Here is a 20,164-nt window from a genome sequence, read left to right as displayed (position 1 = left end):
GCTAAAACGAAGTCATCGCCCGAATAACGAAAAACGCCCGGGGTTGCCGGGCGTTTTCGAACAGGTGAGCGACTGGCTGGATCAGGCAGCGACGGTGTCGGCCACGTCCTGATATTCCTGGATCTGATCGAAATTCATGTAGCGGTAGATCTGATCGCCACTGGTCTTGATCACGCCCACATCGGCCATGTACTCGTCCTTGGTCGGGATGCGGCCCAGACGCGAGCAGATCGCCGCCAGTTCCGCCGAACCCAGGTACACGTTGGTGTTGCGGCCCAGACGATTCGGGAAGTTACGCGTGGAGGTGGAGAACACCGTGGCGCCCTCGCGTGCCTGCGCCTGGTTACCCATGCACAGCGAGCAGCCCGGCATTTCCATACGCGCGCCGGCAGCGCCGAAGGTGCCGTAATGGCCTTCCTTGGTCAGCTCGGAGGCGTCCATCTTGGTCGGCGGCGCAACCCACAGACGGGTCGGGATATCGCGCTTGCCTTCCAGCAACTTGGCAGCGGCACGGAAGTGACCGATGTTGGTCATGCACGAACCGATGAACACCTCGTCGATCGCCGCACCGGCCACGTCGGACAGCGTCTTGACGTCGTCCGGATCGTTCGGGCACGCCACGATCGGCTCGTGGATGTCGGCCAGGTCGATCTCGATGACGGCGGCGTACTCGGCGTCGGCATCGGGCTGCAGCAGCTGCGGATCGGCCAGCCACTCTTCCATCTTCTTGATGCGGCGGCCCAGCGTGCGCGCATCGGCATAGCCTTCGGCAATCATCCAGCGCAGCAGGGTGATGTTGCTGGTCAGGTATTCGATGATCGGCGCCTTGTCCAGGTGCACGGTGCAACCGGCCGCCGAACGCTCGGCCGAGGCGTCGGACAGCTCGAACGCCTGTTCCACCTTCAGGTTCGGCAGGCCTTCGATTTCCAGGATGCGGCCGGAGAAGATGTTCTTCTTGCCCTGCTTGGCCACGGTCAGCAGACCGTCCTTGATCGCGTACAGCGGGATCGCATTGACCAGGTCACGCAGGGTCACGCCCGGCTGCATTTCACCCTTGAAGCGCACCAGCACGCTTTCGGGCATGTCCAGCGGCATCACGCCGGTGGCGGCCGCGAAGGCCACCAGGCCGGAGCCGGCCGGGAACGAAATGCCGATCGGGAAACGCGTGTGCGAGTCGCCACCGGTACCGACGGTGTCGGGCAGCAGCATGCGATTGAGCCAGCTGTGGATCACGCCATCGCCCGGACGCAGCGACACGCCGCCTCGGGTGGAGATGAACTCCGGCAAGGTGTGGTGGGTCTTGACGTCGACCGGCTTCGGATAAGCGGCGGTGTGGCAGAACGACTGCATCACCAGGTCGGCCGAGAAGCCCAGGCAGGCCAGGTCCTTCAACTCGTCGCGGGTCATCGGGCCAGTGGTGTCCTGCGAGCCCACCGAGGTCATCTTCGGTTCGCAATAGGTGCCCGGGCGCATGCCCTGGCCTTCCGGCAAGCCGCAGGCGCGGCCGACCATCTTCTGCGCCAGCGAGAAGCCCTTGCCGGTGTCCGGCGGGTCCATCGGCAGGCGAAACAGATCAGAGGCCGGCAGGCCCAGGAACTCGCGCGCCTTGGCGGTCAGGCCGCGGCCAACGATCAGCGGAATGCGGCCACCGGCGCGCACTTCGTCGAACAGCACGTCCGACTTCATCGCGAACTCGGCGATCACCTGCCCGTTCTTCAGCGCCTTGCCATCATACGGACGCAGCTCGACCACATCGCCGTGCTCCATCTGCGACACGTCCAGCTCGATCGGCAACGCGCCGGCGTCTTCCATCGTGTTGTAGAAGATCGGGGCGATCTTGCTGCCCAGGCACACGCCGCCGAAGCGCTTGTTCGGAATGAACGGAATGTCCTCGCCGGTCCACCACAGCACCGAGTTGGTCGCCGACTTGCGCGAGGAACCGGTACCGACCACATCGCCCACGTAGGCGACCAGATGGCCCTTGTCCTTGAGATCGGCGATGGCCTGGATCGGGCCGCGCTTGCCGTCTTCTTCCGGCTCGAAGGCCGCGCCGTCGCGCTTGTTCTTCAGCATCGCCAGCGCGTGCAGCGGGATGTCCGGGCGGGTGGTGGCATCCGGGGCCGGCGACAGGTCGTCGGTGTTGGTCTCGCCCGGCACCTTGAACACGGTGACGGTCATGCTCTGCGGCACTTCCGGCTTGCTGGTGAACCACTCGGCGTCGGCCCAGCTCTGCAGCACGGCCTTGGCATGCGCATTACCGGCTTCGGCCTTTTCCTGCACGTCGTGGAAGGCGTCGAACACCAGCAAGGTGTGCTTGAGCGCTTCGGCGGCGGTGGCGCCCAGCTCGGCGTTGTCGAGCAGGTCGATCAGCGGCTGGATGTTGTAGCCACCCAGCATGGTGCCGAGCAGCTCGGTTGCACGCGTCGGGCTGATCAGCGCGGTTTTCTCGGTGCCGAAGGCCACCGCAGCCAGGTACGAAGCCTTGACCTTGGCGGCATCGTCGACGCCGGCCGGCACGCGCTGGCTGAGCAGCTCGACCAGGAATTCTTCTTCGCCCGCCGGCGGAGCCTTCAGCAGCTCGATGACCTCGGCGGTCTGCTGCGCGGTCAGCGGCAGCGGCGGGATACCGAGCGCGGCGCGCTCTGCAACGTGGTGGCGGTAGGCTTCCAACATGCGGATTCTCCGAAAGACAACAGTGAATGTGTAGACGCGAAACGTGGATCAGCTTGCGGGTTTGGGAACAACGATCTTCAAACCCTTGAAGTAGTCGCGGAAAAAGCCCTCGTCGCGGGTGATCAACCCGTCGCACTGGAGCATCGCGTGGGCGCCGATCAGGAAATCGGCCACCACCCGCTCGCGCTTGCCGCCGCGCGCGCGGAAGCGCTTGTTCATATGGCCGGCGCGCACCGCCGCCGCTTCCTGCGTGGCTTCGTAACGCACCCCGATCGAGGCCAGGGTTTCCATCAGGTCGACCTGGGTATCGAGCATGGCCAGCACCTCGGCCACCACCGCATCGCAGACCACCACCTCGTCGCGCGCCAGCGCATCGCCGATGCAGATCTCCGACACCTCGCCGTAGACCGCATCGCCGACCAGGATGTCCAGCAGCACCGAGGAATCCAGGGCGATCATGGGTCGAACGGATCCCCGGGGGCGCGGCCGCGGATGGCGCGCATCGCCTCGTCGGTGCTGGTCAGCCCGTCGACCAGCTTGAACTTGCCGCGCACCTTGCGCAGTGCCTCGCTGACGTCCTTGCGCAGGATGATGCGCCCGCCGTCGAGCTCGATCTTGAGCGTGGTGCCCTTGGTCAGGCCCAGGGCATCGCGCACGGCCTTGGGCAGCGTGATCTGCCCGCGTTCGGCAACTGTGGCTTCCATGGAGGTGGCCCCGGCAGAAAGTATGCGCCGATTTTACATACTTGACTTGTCGTACTCAAGGCCACATACCGTGTCCTGCAACCGAACGTACACACTGAATTGGTCACACTGTTCCAAACAGACCTACAGCCTGCAGCCATAGGAGTGATGCATGAGCGATTCCTTTTCCACCCGCACCTCGCTTGAGGTCCACGGCAAGCGCTACGAGTACTACAGCCTGCCGAAGCTGGGCGAGCGCTTCGATATCGGCCACCTGCCCTATTCGATGAAGATCCTGCTGGAGAACCTGCTCCGGCACGAAGACGGCGGTGTCACCGTCGGCAAAGACCATATCGAAGCGGTCGCAAAGTGGGACCCTAAGGCCGAGCCCGATATCGAAATCGCCTTCATGCCCGCCCGCGTGGTGCTGCAGGACTTCACCGGCGTGCCATGCGTGGTCGACCTGGCCGCGATGCGCGATGCCGTGGTCAAGCTCGGCGGCAACGCCGACCAAATCAACCCGCAGATCCCCTCCGAACTGGTTATCGACCACTCGGTGCAGGTGGACGTATTCGGCTCGGCCGATGCGCTCGACCTCAACGGCAAGATCGAATTCCAGCGTAACCAGGAACGCTACGGCTTCCTGCGCTGGGGCCAGAAGGCGTTCGAAAACTTCAAGGTGGTGCCGCCCAACACCGGCATCGTCCACCAGGTGAACCTGGAGAATCTGGCGCGCGTGGTGATGAGCGCGGACAAGGACGGAACACAGATTGCGTACCCGGACACCGTGTTCGGCACCGACAGCCATACCACCATGATCAACGGTATCGGCGTGCTGGGCTGGGGCGTGGGCGGGATCGAGGCCGAGGCCGCAATGCTGGGGCAGCCCTCGTCCATGCTGATTCCGCAGGTGGTCGGCTTCAAGCTCAGCGGCAAGCTGCCCGAAGGCGCCACCGCCACCGATCTGGTGCTCACCGTCACCCAGATGCTGCGCAAGGCCGGCGTGGTCGGAAAGTTCGTGGAGTTCTACGGCGAAGGCCTGCAGCATCTGCCGCTGGCCGATCGCGCCACCATCGGCAACATGGCACCGGAATACGGCGCCACCTGCGGCATCTTCCCGGTTGACGACGAATCGCTGACCTATCTGCGCCTGTCCGGCCGCAGCGAGGAACAGATCGCGCTGGTCGAGGCCTACGCCAAGGCGCAGGGCCTGTGGCACGACGCCAACACCCCGCCGGCGCAGTACAGCGCCACGCTGGAGCTGGACATGGGCGAGGTCAAGCCGTCGCTGGCCGGCCCCAAGCGCCCGCAGGACCGCGTGCTGCTGGAAGACATGCAGTCCAACTTCCGCGAGAGCCTCAAGCCGTTCGTGGATGCGCGCAGCAAGCGTCTGACCGATATCAAGCAGGAAGACCGCCTGAAGAACGAAGGCGGCGGCGGCACTGCGGTCGGCGCCAAGGCAGCGCAAGCCGAGAGTTCCACCGACAGCGGCGCCGGCTGGCAGCTGCGCGACGGCTCGGTGGTGATCGCCGCGATCACCTCGTGCACCAACACCTCCAACCCGGCAGTGATGCTGGGTGCCGGCCTGCTCGCGCGTAACGCGGCGGCCAAGGGGCTGAAGGCGCAGCCGTGGGTGAAGACCTCGCTCGGGCCGGGCTCGCGCGTGGTCACCGATTACCTGAGCAAGGCCGGCGTGCTCGCCGATCTGGAAACGCTCGGTTTTTACGTGGTCGGCTACGGCTGCACCACCTGCATCGGTAACTCCGGCCCGCTGCCGGACGATGTGTCTGCAGCGATCGCCAAGGACGACCTGGTGGTGTCTTCGGTGTTGTCGGGCAACCGCAACTTCGAAGGCCGCGTGCATCCCGAAGTGAAGATGAACTACCTCGCCTCGCCGCCGCTGGTGGTGGCGTATGCGATCGCCGGTACCACCGACATCAACCTCACCACCGATCCGCTGGGCACCGGTAGCGACGGGCAGCCGGTGTATCTGCGCGACATCTGGCCGAGCAACAAGGAAATCGGCGACACCATCGCCGCCACCGTCGGCCCGGAAATGTTCAAGCAGAACTACGCCGACGTGTTCAAGGGCGACAGCCGCTGGAACACCATCGCCTCCCCGGATGGTGCGCTGTACGAATGGGACGCGGCCTCGACCTACATCAAGAACCCGCCCTACTTCGACGGCATGACCATGCAGGTCGGCCACGTCGAGGACGTGCACGGCGCGCGCATCATGGGCCTGTTCGGCGACTCGATCACCACCGACCACATCTCGCCGGCCGGCAACATCAAGAAGGATTCGCCGGCGGGCCGCTTCCTGCAGGAACGCGGCGTGCAACCGGCCGACTTCAACAGCTACGGCAGCCGCCGCGGCAATGACGATGTGATGGTGCGCGGTACCTTCGCCAACATCCGCATCAAGAACCTGATGTTCGGTGGCGAAGAAGGCGGCAACACGCTGTACTACGGAAAGGACGGCGCGGCGCCTGAAAAACTGGCGATCTACGATGCGGCAGTGAAGTACAAGGCCGACGGCGTGCCGCTGGTGGTGCTGGCCGGCAAGGAATACGGCACCGGCTCCTCGCGTGACTGGGCGGCCAAGGGCACCAACCTGCTCGGCGTCAAGGCGGTGATCGCCGAGAGCTTCGAGCGTATCCACCGCTCCAACCTGGTCGGCATGGGCGTGCTGCCGCTGCAGTTCCTGGAGAACGAAAACGCGCAGACGCTGGGCCTGGATGGTTCGGAAGTGCTGGACATCACCGGCCTGCAGGACGGCGCCAGCCGCCGTGCCACCGTGGATGCCAGAAAGTCCGACGGCAGCGTCAAGCAGTTCCAGGTCAAGGTGCTGCTGCTAACGCCCAAGGAAGTGGAGTACTTCAAGCACGGCGGCCTGCTGCAGTACGTGCTGCGCCAACTGGCCGCACGCAAGGCGGCCTGATCGCAAGGCGCGCTGCGCCATCAGCTCGACGACACTCCCGCCGCCTGGCGGGAGTGTCGTTTTGGGTGGCCAGAACTCGCCAACGCCGGGCAGGTGAACCGTCGTCGGAGGCAGCAAGACGCTGCACGCGACGCAGCGCAACGGGGGAGATACCTTGCCACCAGACACCGGCCGCGCTCGCCTGACGATGCGCACACCGGAGTTGCCGTGCTCAGCGCCCCGCGGGCTCCCATAGCGCGTGAGTCAGCTGCCAGTTGCCGTCCTGCAGGCGCCAGCCGGTGGTCACCTGATAGGTCTGTGCCTGCTCGGGCAGCCAGCGTCCGCTGCCACCGGTCAGCAGCGCGGTGAAGCGCACGCGCGCGGTGTCATCGCGCAGTTGCACATCCACCGGCCCCAGGGTTACGCCGATGCGGCGGTTGCCCAGCATCTGCAGTTGCATCAATCGCCGCAGGCCGGCTGCGTCCAGCCCTTGTTCGCCGACAAAGTCATCGGCCACCGGCGTCATTGCCTCGCCAATCTCGCGCGCCTCGATCGCCTGATGCATCGCTTCCAGTGTTGCGCGCAACCGTTGCTCCGGTGCGGCACGCGTGCAACCGCTCAGGGCCACGACCAAAACCGCGACCAACCCGACCTGCCACCGCGCTTGAATGCTGCTCTGCATCACGCTTCGCCTTTTCCATCCATGACGGTATGCTGACTGCTGTTGTAGTGCCGTGGAACACACCGCGTCACGTACCGAATACCCTGGAGGGGGGCAGATGAATCAGGCACGTCCTTGGTTGCAAAGTTATCCGGCCGGCGTCGCCGCCGAGATCGATCTGGAGCAGTTCCGTACCGTGGCCGAGGTGTTCGCCACCTCGGTCAAGCGGTTTGCCGACCGCCCCGCGTATCACAGCTTCGGCAAGACCATCACCTATCGCGAAGCTGATCAGCTGGTCGAACAATTCGCCGCCTATCTGCTTGGCGAACTGCAGTTGAAGAAAGGCGACCGCGTCGCCCTGATGATGCCCAACTGCCTGCAGTATCCGGTCGCCACCTTCGGCATCCTGCGTGCCGGCCTGACCGTGGTCAATGTCAATCCGCTCTACACCCCGCGTGAGCTGAAGCATCAGCTGATCGACTCCGGCGCCAGCGTGCTGGTGGTGATCGACAACTTCGGCACCACCGTGCAGCAGGTCATCGCCGACACCCCGGTCAAGCAGGTGATCACCACCGGGCTGGGCGACATGCTCGGTTTCCCGAAAGCGGCGCTGGTCAACTTCGTCGTCAAGTACGTCAAGAAGCTGGTGCCCGATTACCGCCTCAATGGCGCGATCCGTTTCCGCGATGCACTGGCGCTGGGCCGCAAGCACAGCATGCCGACCTTGCAGATCGAGCCCGACGACATCGCCTTCCTGCAGTACACCGGCGGCACCACCGGCGTGGCCAAGGGCGCGATGCTCACCCACCGCAATCTGGTGGCCAACATGCAGCAGGCCCATCAGTGGCTTGCCGGCACCGGCAAGCTGGAAGAAGGCGCCGAGGTGGTGATCACCGCGCTGCCGCTGTACCACATCTTTGCATTGACGGCCAACGGCCTGGTCTTCATGAAGATCGGCGGCTGCAATCACCTGATCAGCAATCCGCGCGACATGCCCGGCTTCGTCAAGGAACTGAAGAAGACCCGCTTCACCGCCTTCACCGGGGTCAACACGCTGTTCAACGGCCTGCTCAATACCCCCGGCTTCGATCAGGTGGATTTCTCGTCGCTCAAGATGACCCTGGGCGGCGGCATGGCGGTGCAACGTTCGGTCGCCGAACGCTGGAAAAAGGTCACCGGCCTGACCCTAGTCGAGGCCTACGGCCTGACCGAAACCTCGCCGGCCGCCTGCATCAACCCGATGGACCTGAAGGACTACAACGGCTCGATCGGCCTGCCGATTCCGTCCACCGATGCCTGCATCAAGGACGACGCCGGCGCGGCGCTGCCATTGGGCGAGATCGGCGAGCTGTGCATCAAGGGCCCGCAGGTGATGAAGGGCTACTGGAAGAAGCCCGAAGAAACCGCCAAGGTCATGGATGCCGATGGCTGGCTGCATACCGGCGATATCGCGCGAATGGACGAACAGGGCTTCGTCTACATCGTCGACCGCAAGAAGGACATGATCCTGGTGTCCGGCTTCAACGTATATCCGAACGAGATCGAGGACGTGATCGCCGAGATGCCCGGCGTGCTGGAAGTGGCCGCCGTCGGCGTACCGGACGAGAAGTCCGGCGAGATCGTCAAGGCCGTCATCGTGAAGAAGGACCCTGCCCTGACCGCCGACGCCGTCAAGGCGCACTGCCGCGCCAACCTGACCGGCTACAAGCAGCCGCGAGTGATCGAATTCCGCAAGGAACTGCCGAAAACCAATGTCGGCAAGATCCTGCGCCGCGAATTGCGGGATGCGCCTAAGGGATAATCCACCTACGCCAGCGTAGATCGACAGCCACCCGGCTGTTATCCAACGCCCGCACTGCCGCCAGGCTTGCGGGCGTTTGTTTTTGAACGCTTCGGACGGAACGTTCGCTTCGGACGGCCAGCGTGCGATGACGCGCGCGCCGGAATAAGGGCCGATTTGCACTTGGTTATCTGCGCCGTTCCGATGCATGGAAATACCATGCGTTTTTAGAGCTCATGAAAGTCTCCCAGGGAGTACTTCGGTGGACCCAGAAGACAGAATCACGGAACACATAATTTCAAGAATGTGCAATTCACAATAAACTACTTTTGCTTGCGGAAATTCACTGAAAGATTCAGGTCATAGGGCTCACCGGATAGAAAGGAAGCCCTCTGCGTTCATGGAGATAGTGCCGGTGTAGCATCGATTCGGAGTGGATCGCGCGCGCCCGCCGGCGTTCACTCTCCCACTGCGGGCTTTTCCAGGATCACGCCCATGAACACGATTGAAAAGATTTCCCTCGGTCGTCCCCACTCCACCATTCGGGTCGATTCTTCGGCTGCTGACGGCACCCACTGGTTGTTCATGCATGCCGATGCGCCTTTTGGCATACGTCCCTGCTGCAGTCCTGAGTTACTGGACGACATCTGGGATGTCATGGGCTCCATCACCCGCGCCCCGCATGAGCGACGCAGTGGGGAACTGCGCCATTTCGTACTCGCCTCCGACGCGGATGCCTTCAATCTCGGTGGCGATCTGGACCTGTTCGCACGCTTGATCCGCGAACAGAATCGCGAGCAACTCATGCGGTATGCCATTCGCTGCGTGGAAGGCGTCCATCACCTGCATACCGGCTTCGGTGGGGATGTGCGCAGCATTGCGCTGCTGCAGGGCGATGCATTGGGAGGCGGGCTGGAGATGGCCCTGGCCTGCCATACCATCGTGGCCGAGGAAGGCATCGGCATGGGACTGCCCGAGGTCCTGTTCGGCCTGTTTCCGGGCATGGGCGCGTATTCCTTCCTGTGCCGTCGCGTTTCGCCCCATCTGGCGGAAAAAATCATTCTCGATGGACGCATTTACAGCAGCGAAGAAATGCATGCGATGGGGATCGTGGACGTACTCGTACCGAAGGGCCAAGGCGTGGTTGCCACCGAAACGCTGATTCGCCAGCAAAAGCGCATCTCCCACTCCTATCTGGGGATGAACGCCGCACGCAATCTCGCGCAGGCGGTGCCTTACGAGGAATTGCTGCGCATCACCGAAGTCTGGGTAGACACGGCCCTGGCACTCAGTGAGAAATCACTGCGCACGATGGGCCGTTTGGTCAAAGCACAGAACCGCCGCGCAGGCGCGGGTGTCGCCTGATTTTGGTGGATCCAATACTGGGGGAATCAGGCCCGGCCTATTGCCGGGCTTCGCTTACCCACGGTCGCCATTCCCGCTGACGCCTCCGTCGGACTTATTTTGAGCACGCTGGGCGAGCGCTTCGCGCCCAAGCTTCAAACCAGTCTTCAGCTGCTCCAGTCTTTGACTCCATTCTGCTCGCAGCTGCGCTTCCGGCAGGCGCATCAACTCACCGCCCTGTTCGGCCAACATCACCAGCCCGAGATTGCTGGAAACACCTTTGACCGCGTGAGCATGCTCGCGCAGACGTGCCCAGTCTCCGTCCGCCGCCGCCTTACCGAGCTGGACAACACATGCCGCAGCATCGCTGAGACATTGTTGAATGAACTCGCGTTCGAACTCATTTCCCATCCCCAGTTCCGCCAGCTCGTCGAGCACGGCAGGATCGAGGACTGCGCCGCTTGGCGCCGCGCTACGGGTACCAATGCTCAGATCGGTTTGGCGCAGCTTCTGGTTGACGGCGATTTCGGCCAGCGTATCCAGCAACTTGATCGCCGCCACCGGCTTGGCCAGGAATGCATAGGCGCCCGCCTGTTCGCAGCTGCGAATCGACTCGGGGGTGACATCAGCGCTCAATACCACGATCGGGGTTCCCGGCTTACCACCGGCCTGCATGACCCTCAGCTGCTTCAACATGTCCAGACCGCTGACACCAGGCATGTGCAGGTCGACGATGGCCGCGTCGTAGTCGGCTTCGGCCAACGCATCCAGGACGGCTTCGCCGCCATCAACACAGGTCACGCGATGCCCTGCTTTTTGCAGCAGCCGCTGCAGCACAAGGCGATTTGCCAGATGGTCGTCTGCCACCAGGATCTGCATGCTACGCACGCGGGCACGGTGACGTAGGAACGGATCGGCAAACGCAATCACGTTGCCCGGTATGGTGGTGGACTCCGTCTCGTGCAGCACAGGCGACGGAGTTGCTGCAGGCTTGGCAGTCGCCAGGCCGAACGGCAGTTCAAACCAGAACAAGCTGCCGCCTTCGGGATTTTCCTCAAACCCGATCGCGCCACCCATCGACTGCACCAGCCCCCTGGCGATCGTCGTTCCGAGGCCGCTGCCTTCGAACCGGCGCGCCAGTCCGGTGTCCGCCTGTTCGAACGCCTCGAACAAACGCGGACGCATATCGATCGGCACACCGATCCCGGTATCGAGCACTTCAAAACGGAGCAGCAGACCAGCGCGGCCACTGGCCTCGGTGGCCGCCACCTTCAACTGGACACCGCCGTGGTCGGTGAACTTGACCGCATTGCCGACCAGATTGAGCAGGATCTGCTGCAGATGTCCCGCATCCCCGTGCACACGGGGAGGGACATCTGCGGCGATAGTTGCCTGATAACGCAAGCCCTTGGCCTTGGCCTGCGGCTCCAGGATCAGACCGATTGCCTGCAAGGTGTCATGCACAGCAAAGTCGGATGCGTTGATCCGCAGCTTGCCGGCTTCGATGGCCGAGATGTCCAGCACCTCTTCCACCAGTGCCAGCAGACTGCGTGTGGAGGCTTGAATGGTTTTCAGGCATTCGCGCTGCTCATCGTCCAGACGCGTCGTTGCCAATACCTCGGTCATGCCGGACAGACCGTTCAGCGGTGTCCGGAACTCGTGACTCATGTTGGCCAGAAAGCGGCTCTTGGCCTCGCTGGCGCGGCGCGCCTCGGCGGTTGCACGGGTCAACTGCCGCAGCAGACTGGAGAAATACAGCGGAACGGCGGCTAGACCAACCGCAAGCCCGACCCCAAGGCGCTGGTTGTGTTGCCAGTATTCGGTCATCGACAGCGTCGTGGAAAAACTCACCACTGCCATTGCCACCGCAAGATACAGATAGCGGTTGCCGTAGCGCAGGCCGTTACCGACGGTGACCCACATCACCACGACATAGACCCAGGCCAGCGGCTCGCCCATCTGGATCATGCCGGCTGCCATCAGCCCGTAATCGGCCAGCATGCCCAGGATGCGACGCGCATCCGAGCGGTCGGGTCGCCACAGCAGCCATCCGAACAAGGCCAGGCCAAGCCCGAGGCCTGTCAGCACGATGACCAAGACACCGGTGTGCTGGTGCAGCGGCAAGCTGTGCCGGACGCTCGGCACGAGGACATACGACAGGATCAGGCTGATCAGAACGATGCGGACGATCGCCTGGCCATGTTCGCTGTCAGGTCGATTCATCAACCGCTGCCGGATCCTTCCGAACGGATTCATAGCTTTACACCCCGGGTCGTGCCGATGCGGTCGAGAATTCGCCGCAGATCTGGTCCAGCTGCGCGCGGCCGCGCAGCAGCGCATCCACGCAGCGTGGGTCGAACAGGCGACCGCGTTGTGCGTAGAGATAAGCCAGCGCGGCGTCCATGGTCCAGGCCTCCTTGTACGGGCGCGGCGACAGCAGTGCGTCGAAGACGTCGGCCACCGCCACGATGCGCGCTTCCAGCGGAATCGCCTCGCCCACCAGTCCATCCGGATAGCCGGTGCCGTCGTAGCGCTCGTGGTGACGCAGCGCGATCAGGGCGCCGACCTGGATGAAGCGGTTCTGGCTGCCGCTGAGCAGCTCGTAGCCGATCCGCGGATGCCGTTTCATGATGCTCATCTCGTCGTCGGTGAGCTTGCCCGGCTTGAGCAGCACCGCATCGGGAATGGCGATCTTGCCCATGTCGTGCAGCGGTGCGGCCATCTCGATGATGCGCACTTCTTCTTCCGACAAGCCGAGCTGCTCGGCGATCAGGCCGGCCACGTGCGACATGCGCTCCAGGAAGGCGCTGGTGCCCGAGTCGCGGTACTCGATGGCACGCGCCAGCCGCGACAGCGTCTCGCGTTCGCGCTCCTCGACCTCGTTCATGCTGGCCAGCAGACGCTGCTCCAGCGACAGTGCGCGTTGCTTGACGCTTTCGCTCTGCTGACGCAGCTGCAGCAAATTGGCGCAGCGCGCACGCAGTTCGCGCGGGCGGATCGGCTTGACCAGGAAATCGATCACGCCCGCTTCCAGCGCCGCCTGGCGGATCGGCTCGTCACCGACGATGGTGATCAGGATGATCGGAATATCGCGATGGCTGGGCAGCCGGCGCAGACGCCGGGCGAACTCCAGCCCATCCATGCCGGGCATGCGGTAGTCGAGCAGCAACAGGTCCACCCGTCCGGCCTCGCACCACGCCAGCGCGTCGAGCGGGTCACCGAAATCGTGGACTTTCAACTCCGGTGCGATGTCCTCGATGACGTGGCGCAGCATCGTCCGCGCAGACATCTGGTCATCGACAATGACGATGTTCAATCCCAGATCCGCCTTTTCCGACCAGCTTCCCGATGGATCCGCCGACGATACGCCGGCAAGATTACCCAAAACATCCTGCATAGCCGTTGCTCCTCTATCCCGAGAACGGAAAAGCGATGACGCCGGCCGCTGTGCCGACTCCCCCGACGATACGCCATTCGGGGCTCCGCTCTAGCATATGCAGTATCTGTGCCGTCGGCACGCCGACGGCACAAAAAAGATCAGGCTTCCGGACGCATGTACGGGAACAGCAGCACATCGCGGATCGAGGTGCTGCCGGTCAGCAGCATCACCAGGCGGTCGATGCCGATGCCCAGGCCGCCGGTCGGCGCCATGCCGTACTCCAACGCACGGATGTAATCGGCGTCGTAATGCATCGCTTCGTCGTCGCCACCGTCCTTGGCCTGCACCTGCGCCTGGAAGCGTGCGGCCTGGTCTTCCGGGTCGTTGAGCTCGGAGAAGCCATTGGCGAGCTCCTTGCCGTTGATGAACAGCTCGAAGCGGTCTGTATACCCCGGCTCGGTGTCGCTGGAACGTGCCAGCGGCGACACCTCGACCGGGTGGTCGGTGATGAAGGTCGGCTGCACCAGGGTGTGTTCCACGGTGGCCTCGAAGATTTCCAGCAGCAACTTGCCCCAGCCGTAGGACGGCTTGACCTTGATCTTCAGCCGCTCGCAATGGCGCAGCAGCGCATCGCGATCGGTGCAATCGGCCGCGCTGATCTCCGGATTGTGGTGACGAACGGCCTCATCCATGCGCCAGCGCCGGAAAGCCGGCGCCAGATCGATGGCGGCGCCGTCCCAGTTCACCTGGGCGGTGCCCAGCACCGACTGCGCGGTGTCGCGGATCACCTGCTCGGTCAGGTCCATGATCTCGTGGTACGTCGCATAGGCCTCGTAGAGCTCGAGCATGGTGAACTCGGGGTTGTGCCGGGTCGACACGCCCTCGTTGCGGAAGTTGCGGTTGATCTCGTAGACCCGCTCCAGCCCACCGACCACCAGCCGCTTGAGGTACAGCTCCGGCGCCACGCGCAGGTACAGGTCCAGATCCAGCGCGTTGTGGTGGGTGGTGAACGGCTTGGCGGTGGCGCCACCGGGGATGTAATGCATCATCGGCGTTTCCACTTCCAGGAAGCGGCGCGTATCCAGCCAGGCGCGGATCGCGCGGATGATCCTGGAGCGCTTGATGAAGACCTCGCGCGCCTCCGGGGTGACGATCAGATCGACGTAGCGCTGGCGATAGCGCTGCTCCACGTCCGACAGGCCGTGCCACTTGTCCGGCAACGGACGCAGCGACTTGGTCAGCAGGCGCAACGCGCTGGCCTTGACCGACAGCTCGCCGGTCTTGGTGCGGGTCAGCCCGCCCTCCACCGCCACGATGTCGCCGACATCCCAGCCCTTGAACGCGGTATAGGCATCGCCCAGCACATTGCCCTGCAGGAACAGCTGCACGCGTCCGGACTCGTCCTGGATCTGCGCAAAGCTGGCCTTGCCCATCACCCGCTTGGCCATCAGGCGGCCAGCCATCCTGACCGTGCGCCCGCTTGCTTCCAGCGCCTCGGAGGTCCAGGTGTCGGCATCGGCGAACTCGGCCTGCAGATCGCCAGCGAAGTGTTCGCGCACGAAATCGTTGGGATAGGCGATGCCCTGGCCGCGCAACGCGCCCAGTTTCGCGCGACGCTCGGCGATGAGGCTGTTCTCGTCGGCGGGGATCTGCGGCGCGGGGGTCTGTTCGGTCATGGCGGGAATCGGTCTGCGATAGGTCGGGCGCGTGCCCGGTGGAGAATGCGGAACCGGGCTGGCCGGTTCCTGCGTTTTACGGTGTATCGGTGACAACTGCACGGCGCAATGGAATTGCGTGGCGATGTACAGGCTGCGCGGCGCTGCACATATCGCAGCATCCGCGGAAGACGTCGCTGCGCGGCGGGCGCGGCGACGTCTTGCTACGGTCAGGCATCCAGGCGTTTGGAGCCTGCCGCCAGACCGGCCTTGAGGCTGGCCTCGACGAATTCGTCCAGGTCGCCGTCCAGCACCTTCTGCGTGTCGCTGCGTTCGATGCCGGTGCGCAGATCCTTGATGCGGCTCTGGTCGAGCACGTAGTTGCGGATCTGGCTGCCCCAGCCGATGTCGGACTTGGTGGCTTCCAGCGCGTCGCGCTCGACGTTGCGCTTCTGCACCTCCAGCTCGTACAACTTGGCCGCCAGCATCTTCATCGCGTTGTCGCGGTTCTGGTGCTGGCTGCGGCCGGTCTGGCAGGCGACCACGGTATTGGTCGGAATATGCGTGATACGCACTGCCGATTCGGTCTTGTTGACGTGCTGACCACCGGCGCCGGAGGAGCGATACACGTCGGTCCGCAGATCGGCCGGGTTGATGTCGATCTCGATGTTGTCGTCCACTTCCGGCGACACGAACACCGAGGTGAAGCTGGTATGCCGGCGGTTGTCCGAATCGAACGGCGACTTGCGCACCAGCCGGTGCACGCCGATCTCGGTCTTCAGCCAGCCATAGGCGTACTCGCCCTCGATGCGGATCGTGGCCGACTTGATGCCCGCCACTTCGCCGCCGGACACTTCCATCAGCTCGGTCTTCCAGCCGCGCGACTCGGCCCAGCGCAGGTACATGCGCAACAGGATTTCGGCCCAGTCCTGCGCCTCGGTGCCGCCGGCGCCGGCCTGGATGTCGACGAACGCGTTGGCGCCGTCCATCTGGCCGGAGAACATGCGCTGGAATTCCAGCTTTTCGACATGGGCCTGGTACTTGTCCAGATCGGCGATCACCGCCACCGCGGTGTCTTCGTCCTGCTCGCTTTCGGCCAGTTCCAGCAGATCGCCGGCATCGCTCAGGCCGGTCAGCACATCGGCGATGCCGATGACGGTCTTTTCCAGCATCGAGCGCTCGCGGCCCAGGGCCTGCGCGCGCTCGGCGTCGTTCCACACATCGGGGCTCTCAAGCTCCCGGCTGACTTCTTCTAGACGCTCTTTCTTGACGTCGTAGTCAAAGATACCCCCTGAGCGAGAGCACGCGATCGTTGAGATCGGTGATGCGCTGGCGGATCGGATTGGTTTCGATCATGACGGACTTCCGGCAAACAAGCTGGCTAGTTTAGCAAGCGGGCGACGGTGGCGGAACGCGGTGGCGATCGTGACGGGCCGCAGTTTCGTGCCGGCCGTGGACGTCATGGCGAGCACTGCAAGCTCAGACCGGAACAAGGCAGCCAGGAGGCGGCTCAGACGACGAGCGCCTGGGCTCATCTGCCACCGCGAAGCCCTCGGCACGATCGCAGGGCTGACAGCCCGCACAACCGGTCAGCCCTGTGCGGCCTCGACACGCTGCGGTGTAGGCGCCTGCCCTGCCACCGCCCGTAACGCGGCCAGGTAACGGCGACTGCACGGCAGCACGGTGGCGTCGGCCAGGTGCACGCGGGCGTCGCCGGATTCCAGCGGCTCGATCGCCTGTATGCGTGCCAGCTGCACCAGGTAGCTGCGGTGGATGCGCACAAACACGGACGGCTCGAGCCTGGCCTCGATCGCGGCCATCGTGCTGCGCAGTGGGTAATCGTGGCCGCGCACATGCAGATTGACGTAGTTGCCCGACGCCTGGACCCATTCGATGTCGGCAGTGGCGACCAGGAAATCGCGCCCCAGCTTGCGCACCAGAAAACGTTCCGGACGGTCCAGCGGCTCGACCGGCGGGCCCTCGTCCGGGGCGGCCAGCAGATGTGCCTCGCCCTGCCGACGCCGGCCATACCATGCCAGCGCATGTCGTAACGCCACCAGCAGGGCAAAGGTGCGCAGATCCTTGGAGAGTTCATACAGCCACTGCAACTGCAAGGCACCGAAATCGTAGTGCGCACCGACCGCCAGATAGACCAGCTTGCGCAGCAGCACCATGCCGCTCACGTGCAGCAGCCACCAGACAAGTGCGGCCGCGAGATAAAGAGGAACGCGCCGCCGCCAGACATCGGCATGCAATGGCCAACGCGTGCAGAGCCAGATCAGCGGCGGCAAGAGCAGCAGTGAGACAGTCGCGCTGCTTAGCTCCCAGGTCAGCACCTGCCACAGCAGCAGCGGCTGACCGTCGCGCCGTGCCGCCAGCCATGTGCTCGCGGTGTTGCCCAGCGCGCTGCCATAGAAAACCAGCAGCCAGATCAACGCTACCCAGCGCCTGCCCGCGCTGGCATCGCTGTCGGTCTCGTGTGCGATAGCCCCGGACACAGGTGAATTCATCCGCGCATTCTATGCAAACCGCCCGTTTGCCGTCCCCAGTTCGTCCCTGTGGGACCGCAACTGGTCACTCGGGGACGACATTGCCGCCCTTGGCGCAGCTGCTTGCGGCCTGCGTTGCCGAGGATGCGGGCATGCCTCCTGTCGACACCACCATGACCGAACGCCGTCACGATATCGATGCCTTGCGCGTCTTCGCCTTCGCCCTGCTGATCCTCTATCACGTGGGCATGGCCTATGTGGCCGACTGGGATTTCCACCTCAAGAGTGTGCACACCGCGCAGTGGCTGCAATGGCCGATGATCGTGCTCAACCGCTGGCGGATGCCCCTGCTGTTCATGATCTCCGGCATCGCGATCGGGCTGGCGCGGCCGCAGGCCAGGCCCTGGCGCTTTGCCTTGCAGCGCTGCGGGCGATTGCTGCCGCCGCTGTTGTTCGGCATGTTCGTGGTGGTCGCGGTGCAGGCCTATTGCCAGGGCGTGAGCAACGGCAAGGTCAGCCCGGGCTTCGGCAGCTTCCTGCTGCGCTACTGGCAGGTGCGGCCATGGCCGGCCGGCAGTTTCGATGGCTGGGAGCACGGCATCACCTGGAACCATCTGTGGTATCTGGCCTATTTGCTGCCCTACACCATTGCCTTGATGGCGCTGGTGTCGCTGGCCCGACCGCTGCGGTTGGCCGCGTGGCCGCGCTTGCCCGCTGCGCTGGTGGTGCCGGCACTGCTGCTGTTGCCGATCCTGTGGGAAGCGTTCTGTGTGCTGTGGGTGATGCCGCGGCATCCGCCCACCCACGCCCTGTTTGGCGACTGGTTCGTGCACGCCGAATCGTTCCCGCTGTTCGTCCTGGGGTATCTGCTGGCACGCCGCGAGCGCTTCTGGCAGCTGGCCGTACAACTGCGCTGGCTCACATTGGGCGCCGCACTTGTGGCGATCGGCACCGAACTGGGCATTCGCTATGCCAGCATCCAGGGGCAGACTGCGCAACTGGGTGCACCGCTGGCCGCGCTGCCGTGGGAGGCGATCGAACACGGCGCACGGGCCGCCTACACCTGGCTGGCGCTGCTGACCATTCTTGGCTGGGCAAGGCTTCGATGGAATCGCCCGTTCCGCTGGCTGCCGTACTGCACGGAGGCGGTGTTCCCGTGGTACATCCTGCACCAAAGCCTGATCATCGTGACGCTGTACTGGCTGATGCCGCTGCATCTGAATGCCTGGCTGGAGCCGGCGCTGGTGATCGCCGCCACCGTGATCGGCTGCCTGGCGTTGCATGAGTTTGCGATCCGCCGGGTGCGCTGGTTGCGTCCCTTGTTCGGATTGCGTGCACGCAGGCCGCGACCGGCGAGCAAGACCGACAGCGCGCCGGTGCCGTCATGAAAATGTTGCGCAGGCGTGTCCCGCTTCGGCATGCGACGCACTGGACGGCCCGTCGGCAGCAACGCAAGATGCCCGCCGGATACGCTCTTTCGAAGACACCATGCGCCCTACCCTGCTTGCCGCCACCTTGTTGCTCGCACCCGTCGCCGCCCTTGCCGATGCGCCGGTCGGCATTGCCTTCGATCACCAGGACTGGACCATCGCCTGCGACAACACCCGCACCTGCCGCGCTGCCGGTTATCAGCCGGATGACGACGGCAGCACGCCGGTATCGGTCTTGCTGACGCGCAAGGCCGGTGCCGGGCAAGCGGTCACCGCCGAGTTGGTGCTGGGCCAGTACGACGAGATCAAGATGCCGGCATCGCTCACCTTGCGCATCGACCAGCGCGACCTGGGCAAGCTGACACTGAATCGCGACAGCGGCACCGCTCCGCTGACCAGCGCGCAGGTGACCGCGCTGCTGGCCGCACTGACCCGCAGCAGCAAGATCGTGGCGCTCGGCAACGATGGTCGCCGCTGGCAGCTGTCCGACCGCGGCGCCGCAGCGGTGCTGCTGAAGATGGACGAGTTCCAGGGTCGGCTGGGCACGCGTGGCGCACTGGTGCGCAAGGGCGATCGCGACGACGCTGCAGTGCTGCCGGCCGTGCCCGCACCGCAGGTGCGAGCAGTCAGACTCGCAGCAACGCAAGCAGCCGATGCGCGCCTGGGCACACTGCCGGCGCTCTATCAAGCACTGCGTGCCAGCTTGCCGGCCGATGAGGAATGCAAGGGACTGCAGGCCGGTGACGCAACCGAGCCGCTGACGGTTACCCGGCTCAGCAGCGACAAACTGCTGGTCTCGACCGACTGCTGGATGGGCGCCTACAACGTCGGCACCGGTTTCTGGGTCATCAATGCACGCGCGCCGTTCGCGCCGACGTTGGTGACCACGCACGCCAGCGATATCGACGGTTCCACCATCCTTGCATCGCAGAAGGGCCGCGGCCTGGGCGACTGCTACAGCGAGGCCAGCTGGACCTGGGACGGCCGCCGTTTTGTGCCGACCTCCAAATCCACCTCCGGCCTGTGTCGGCTGGTGGCCGCTGGCGGGGCGTGGGAATTGCCGACCTTGGTGACCGAGGTCAAGAAGGCGCCCTGATCGAGGCGAGAACGGTGCGAGCGTGCGCTTGCACTGCCCTGCAAGACGCCTTGA

At 64.4% G+C, this 20,164-nt stretch carries 14 protein-coding genes; 5 read left to right on the top strand and 9 right to left on the bottom strand.

Translation table 11 applies throughout. The features are described from left to right. Positions 1 to 81: 81 nt before the first annotated feature. From acnB to ABQY64_RS09620, 3 genes are read right to left on the bottom strand one after another with little or no spacing between them, the layout of a single operon-like run. Positions 82 to 2,673: a bifunctional aconitate hydratase 2/2-methylisocitrate dehydratase gene (gene acnB / locus ABQY64_RS09630; RefSeq protein ID WP_024937705.1), complete on the bottom strand. Its 2,592-nt coding sequence runs from the start codon at positions 2,671 to 2,673 to the stop codon at positions 82 to 84. A 48-nt stretch (positions 2,674 to 2,721) separates the two neighbouring features. Continuing rightward, positions 2,722 to 3,132, bottom strand: coding sequence for a type II toxin-antitoxin system VapC family toxin (locus ABQY64_RS09625; RefSeq protein ID WP_039515076.1), 411 nt, complete (start codon positions 3,130 to 3,132; stop codon positions 2,722 to 2,724). Next, complete coding sequence (locus ABQY64_RS09620; protein WP_016903180.1) at positions 3,129 to 3,377, bottom strand: AbrB/MazE/SpoVT family DNA-binding domain-containing protein; 249 nt, start codon at positions 3,375 to 3,377, stop codon at positions 3,129 to 3,131. Before ABQY64_RS09620 ends, ABQY64_RS09625 begins: the two co-directional genes overlap by 4 nt. Before the next feature lie 151 nt (positions 3,378 to 3,528). Between ABQY64_RS09620 and acnA the strand changes: the two genes are divergently transcribed. Then, positions 3,529 to 6,297, top strand: a complete 2,769-nt coding sequence (acnA, locus tag ABQY64_RS09615) for an aconitate hydratase AcnA (RefSeq protein WP_039521411.1) — start codon at positions 3,529 to 3,531, stop codon at positions 6,295 to 6,297. A 211-nt stretch (positions 6,298 to 6,508) separates the two neighbouring features. Here acnA and ABQY64_RS09610 read toward each other — a convergent pair whose 3' ends face one another. Continuing rightward, a complete protein-coding gene (locus ABQY64_RS09610) occupies positions 6,509 to 6,958 on the bottom strand; it encodes a nuclear transport factor 2 family protein (RefSeq protein WP_349780702.1) in 450 nt (149 codons plus the stop codon). A gap of 97 nt (positions 6,959 to 7,055) precedes the next feature. Between ABQY64_RS09610 and ABQY64_RS09605 the strand changes: the two genes are divergently transcribed. Together ABQY64_RS09605 and ABQY64_RS09600 are read left to right on the top strand one after the other, a co-directional pair. After that, positions 7,056 to 8,738 carry a long-chain fatty acid--CoA ligase gene (locus tag ABQY64_RS09605; protein ID WP_039521407.1) on the top strand — a complete coding sequence of 561 codons (1,683 nt, stop codon included), beginning with the start codon at positions 7,056 to 7,058 and terminating at the stop codon, positions 8,736 to 8,738. A gap of 474 nt (positions 8,739 to 9,212) precedes the next feature. After that, the gene (locus ABQY64_RS09600) at positions 9,213 to 10,082 is read left to right on the top strand and encodes a crotonase/enoyl-CoA hydratase family protein (protein WP_349780701.1); all 870 of its coding nucleotides are present in this window, start codon (positions 9,213 to 9,215) and stop codon (positions 10,080 to 10,082) included. 54 nt (positions 10,083 to 10,136) lie between these two features. Here ABQY64_RS09600 and ABQY64_RS09595 read toward each other — a convergent pair whose 3' ends face one another. The 5 genes from ABQY64_RS09595 to ABQY64_RS09575 all read right to left on the bottom strand — a co-directional run bounded on the left by ABQY64_RS09595 (position 10,137) and on the right by ABQY64_RS09575 (position 17,605). Next, the gene (locus tag ABQY64_RS09595) at positions 10,137 to 12,284 is read right to left on the bottom strand and encodes an ATP-binding protein (RefSeq protein WP_349780700.1); all 2,148 of its coding nucleotides are present in this window, start codon (positions 12,282 to 12,284) and stop codon (positions 10,137 to 10,139) included. A 37-nt stretch (positions 12,285 to 12,321) separates the two neighbouring features. Continuing rightward, positions 12,322 to 13,458, bottom strand: a complete 1,137-nt coding sequence (locus tag ABQY64_RS09590) for an HD-GYP domain-containing protein (protein WP_024937712.1) — start codon at positions 13,456 to 13,458, stop codon at positions 12,322 to 12,324. 140 nt (positions 13,459 to 13,598) lie between these two features. After that, positions 13,599 to 15,116, bottom strand: coding sequence for a lysine--tRNA ligase (lysS, locus tag ABQY64_RS09585; protein WP_104576814.1), 1,518 nt, complete (start codon positions 15,114 to 15,116; stop codon positions 13,599 to 13,601). A gap of 209 nt (positions 15,117 to 15,325) precedes the next feature. Further along, positions 15,326 to 16,451 (bottom strand): peptide chain release factor 2 gene (prfB, locus tag ABQY64_RS09580; protein WP_102254087.1). Its coding sequence is split into 2 segments (ribosomal slippage): positions 15,326 to 16,375 and positions 16,377 to 16,451, totalling 1,125 coding nucleotides; the frame shifts between segments, so codons are not numbered across the junction. A 233-nt stretch (positions 16,452 to 16,684) separates the two neighbouring features. Next, positions 16,685 to 17,605, bottom strand: a complete 921-nt coding sequence (locus ABQY64_RS09575; protein WP_349780699.1) for a LytTR family DNA-binding domain-containing protein — start codon at positions 17,603 to 17,605, stop codon at positions 16,685 to 16,687. Positions 17,606 to 17,757: 152 nt separating this feature from the next. On the opposite strand from ABQY64_RS09575, the gene ABQY64_RS09570 reads away from it, so the two are divergent. Together ABQY64_RS09570 and ABQY64_RS09565 are read left to right on the top strand one after the other, a co-directional pair. Then, on the top strand, positions 17,758 to 18,972 hold the full coding sequence (locus tag ABQY64_RS09570; protein WP_349780707.1) for an acyltransferase family protein: 1,215 nt from the start codon (positions 17,758 to 17,760) through the stop codon (positions 18,970 to 18,972). A gap of 100 nt (positions 18,973 to 19,072) precedes the next feature. Continuing rightward, positions 19,073 to 20,110, top strand: a complete 1,038-nt coding sequence (locus ABQY64_RS09565; RefSeq protein ID WP_349780698.1) for a DUF1176 domain-containing protein — start codon at positions 19,073 to 19,075, stop codon at positions 20,108 to 20,110. Positions 20,111 to 20,164 lie beyond the last annotated feature (54 nt).

It is taken from the genome of Xanthomonas sp. WHRI 7065 (assembly GCF_040203115.2).
Taxonomy (GTDB): Bacteria; Pseudomonadota; Gammaproteobacteria; order Xanthomonadales; family Xanthomonadaceae; genus Xanthomonas; species Xanthomonas arboricola.
The sequence above is the reverse complement of the archived record's forward strand: the minus strand, read 5'-3'. Positions and strand labels throughout refer to the sequence as shown.

Excerpts from the sequence above, each read along its gene's own strand:
- acnB (WP_024937705.1), bottom strand. The coding sequence starts at position 2,673 with ATGTTGGAAGCCTACCGCCACCACGTTGCAGAGCGCGCCGCGCTCGGT.
- ABQY64_RS09625 (WP_039515076.1), bottom strand. The coding sequence starts at position 3,132 with ATGATCGCCCTGGATTCCTCGGTGCTGCTGGACATCCTGGTCGGCGAT.
- ABQY64_RS09620 (WP_016903180.1), bottom strand. The coding sequence starts at position 3,377 with ATGGAAGCCACAGTTGCCGAACGCGGGCAGATCACGCTGCCCAAGGCC.
- acnA (WP_039521411.1), top strand. The coding sequence starts at position 3,529 with ATGAGCGATTCCTTTTCCACCCGCACCTCGCTTGAGGTCCACGGCAAG.
- ABQY64_RS09610 (WP_349780702.1), bottom strand. The coding sequence starts at position 6,958 with ATGCAGAGCAGCATTCAAGCGCGGTGGCAGGTCGGGTTGGTCGCGGTT.
- ABQY64_RS09605 (WP_039521407.1), top strand. The coding sequence starts at position 7,056 with ATGAATCAGGCACGTCCTTGGTTGCAAAGTTATCCGGCCGGCGTCGCC.
- ABQY64_RS09600 (WP_349780701.1), top strand. The coding sequence starts at position 9,213 with ATGAACACGATTGAAAAGATTTCCCTCGGTCGTCCCCACTCCACCATT.
- ABQY64_RS09595 (WP_349780700.1), bottom strand. The coding sequence starts at position 12,284 with ATGAATCGACCTGACAGCGAACATGGCCAGGCGATCGTCCGCATCGTT.
- ABQY64_RS09590 (WP_024937712.1), bottom strand. The coding sequence starts at position 13,458 with ATGCAGGATGTTTTGGGTAATCTTGCCGGCGTATCGTCGGCGGATCCA.
- lysS (WP_104576814.1), bottom strand. The coding sequence starts at position 15,116 with ATGACCGAACAGACCCCCGCGCCGCAGATCCCCGCCGACGAGAACAGC.
- ABQY64_RS09575 (WP_349780699.1), bottom strand. The coding sequence starts at position 17,605 with ATGAATTCACCTGTGTCCGGGGCTATCGCACACGAGACCGACAGCGAT.
- ABQY64_RS09570 (WP_349780707.1), top strand. The coding sequence starts at position 17,758 with ATGACCGAACGCCGTCACGATATCGATGCCTTGCGCGTCTTCGCCTTC.
- ABQY64_RS09565 (WP_349780698.1), top strand. The coding sequence starts at position 19,073 with ATGCGCCCTACCCTGCTTGCCGCCACCTTGTTGCTCGCACCCGTCGCC.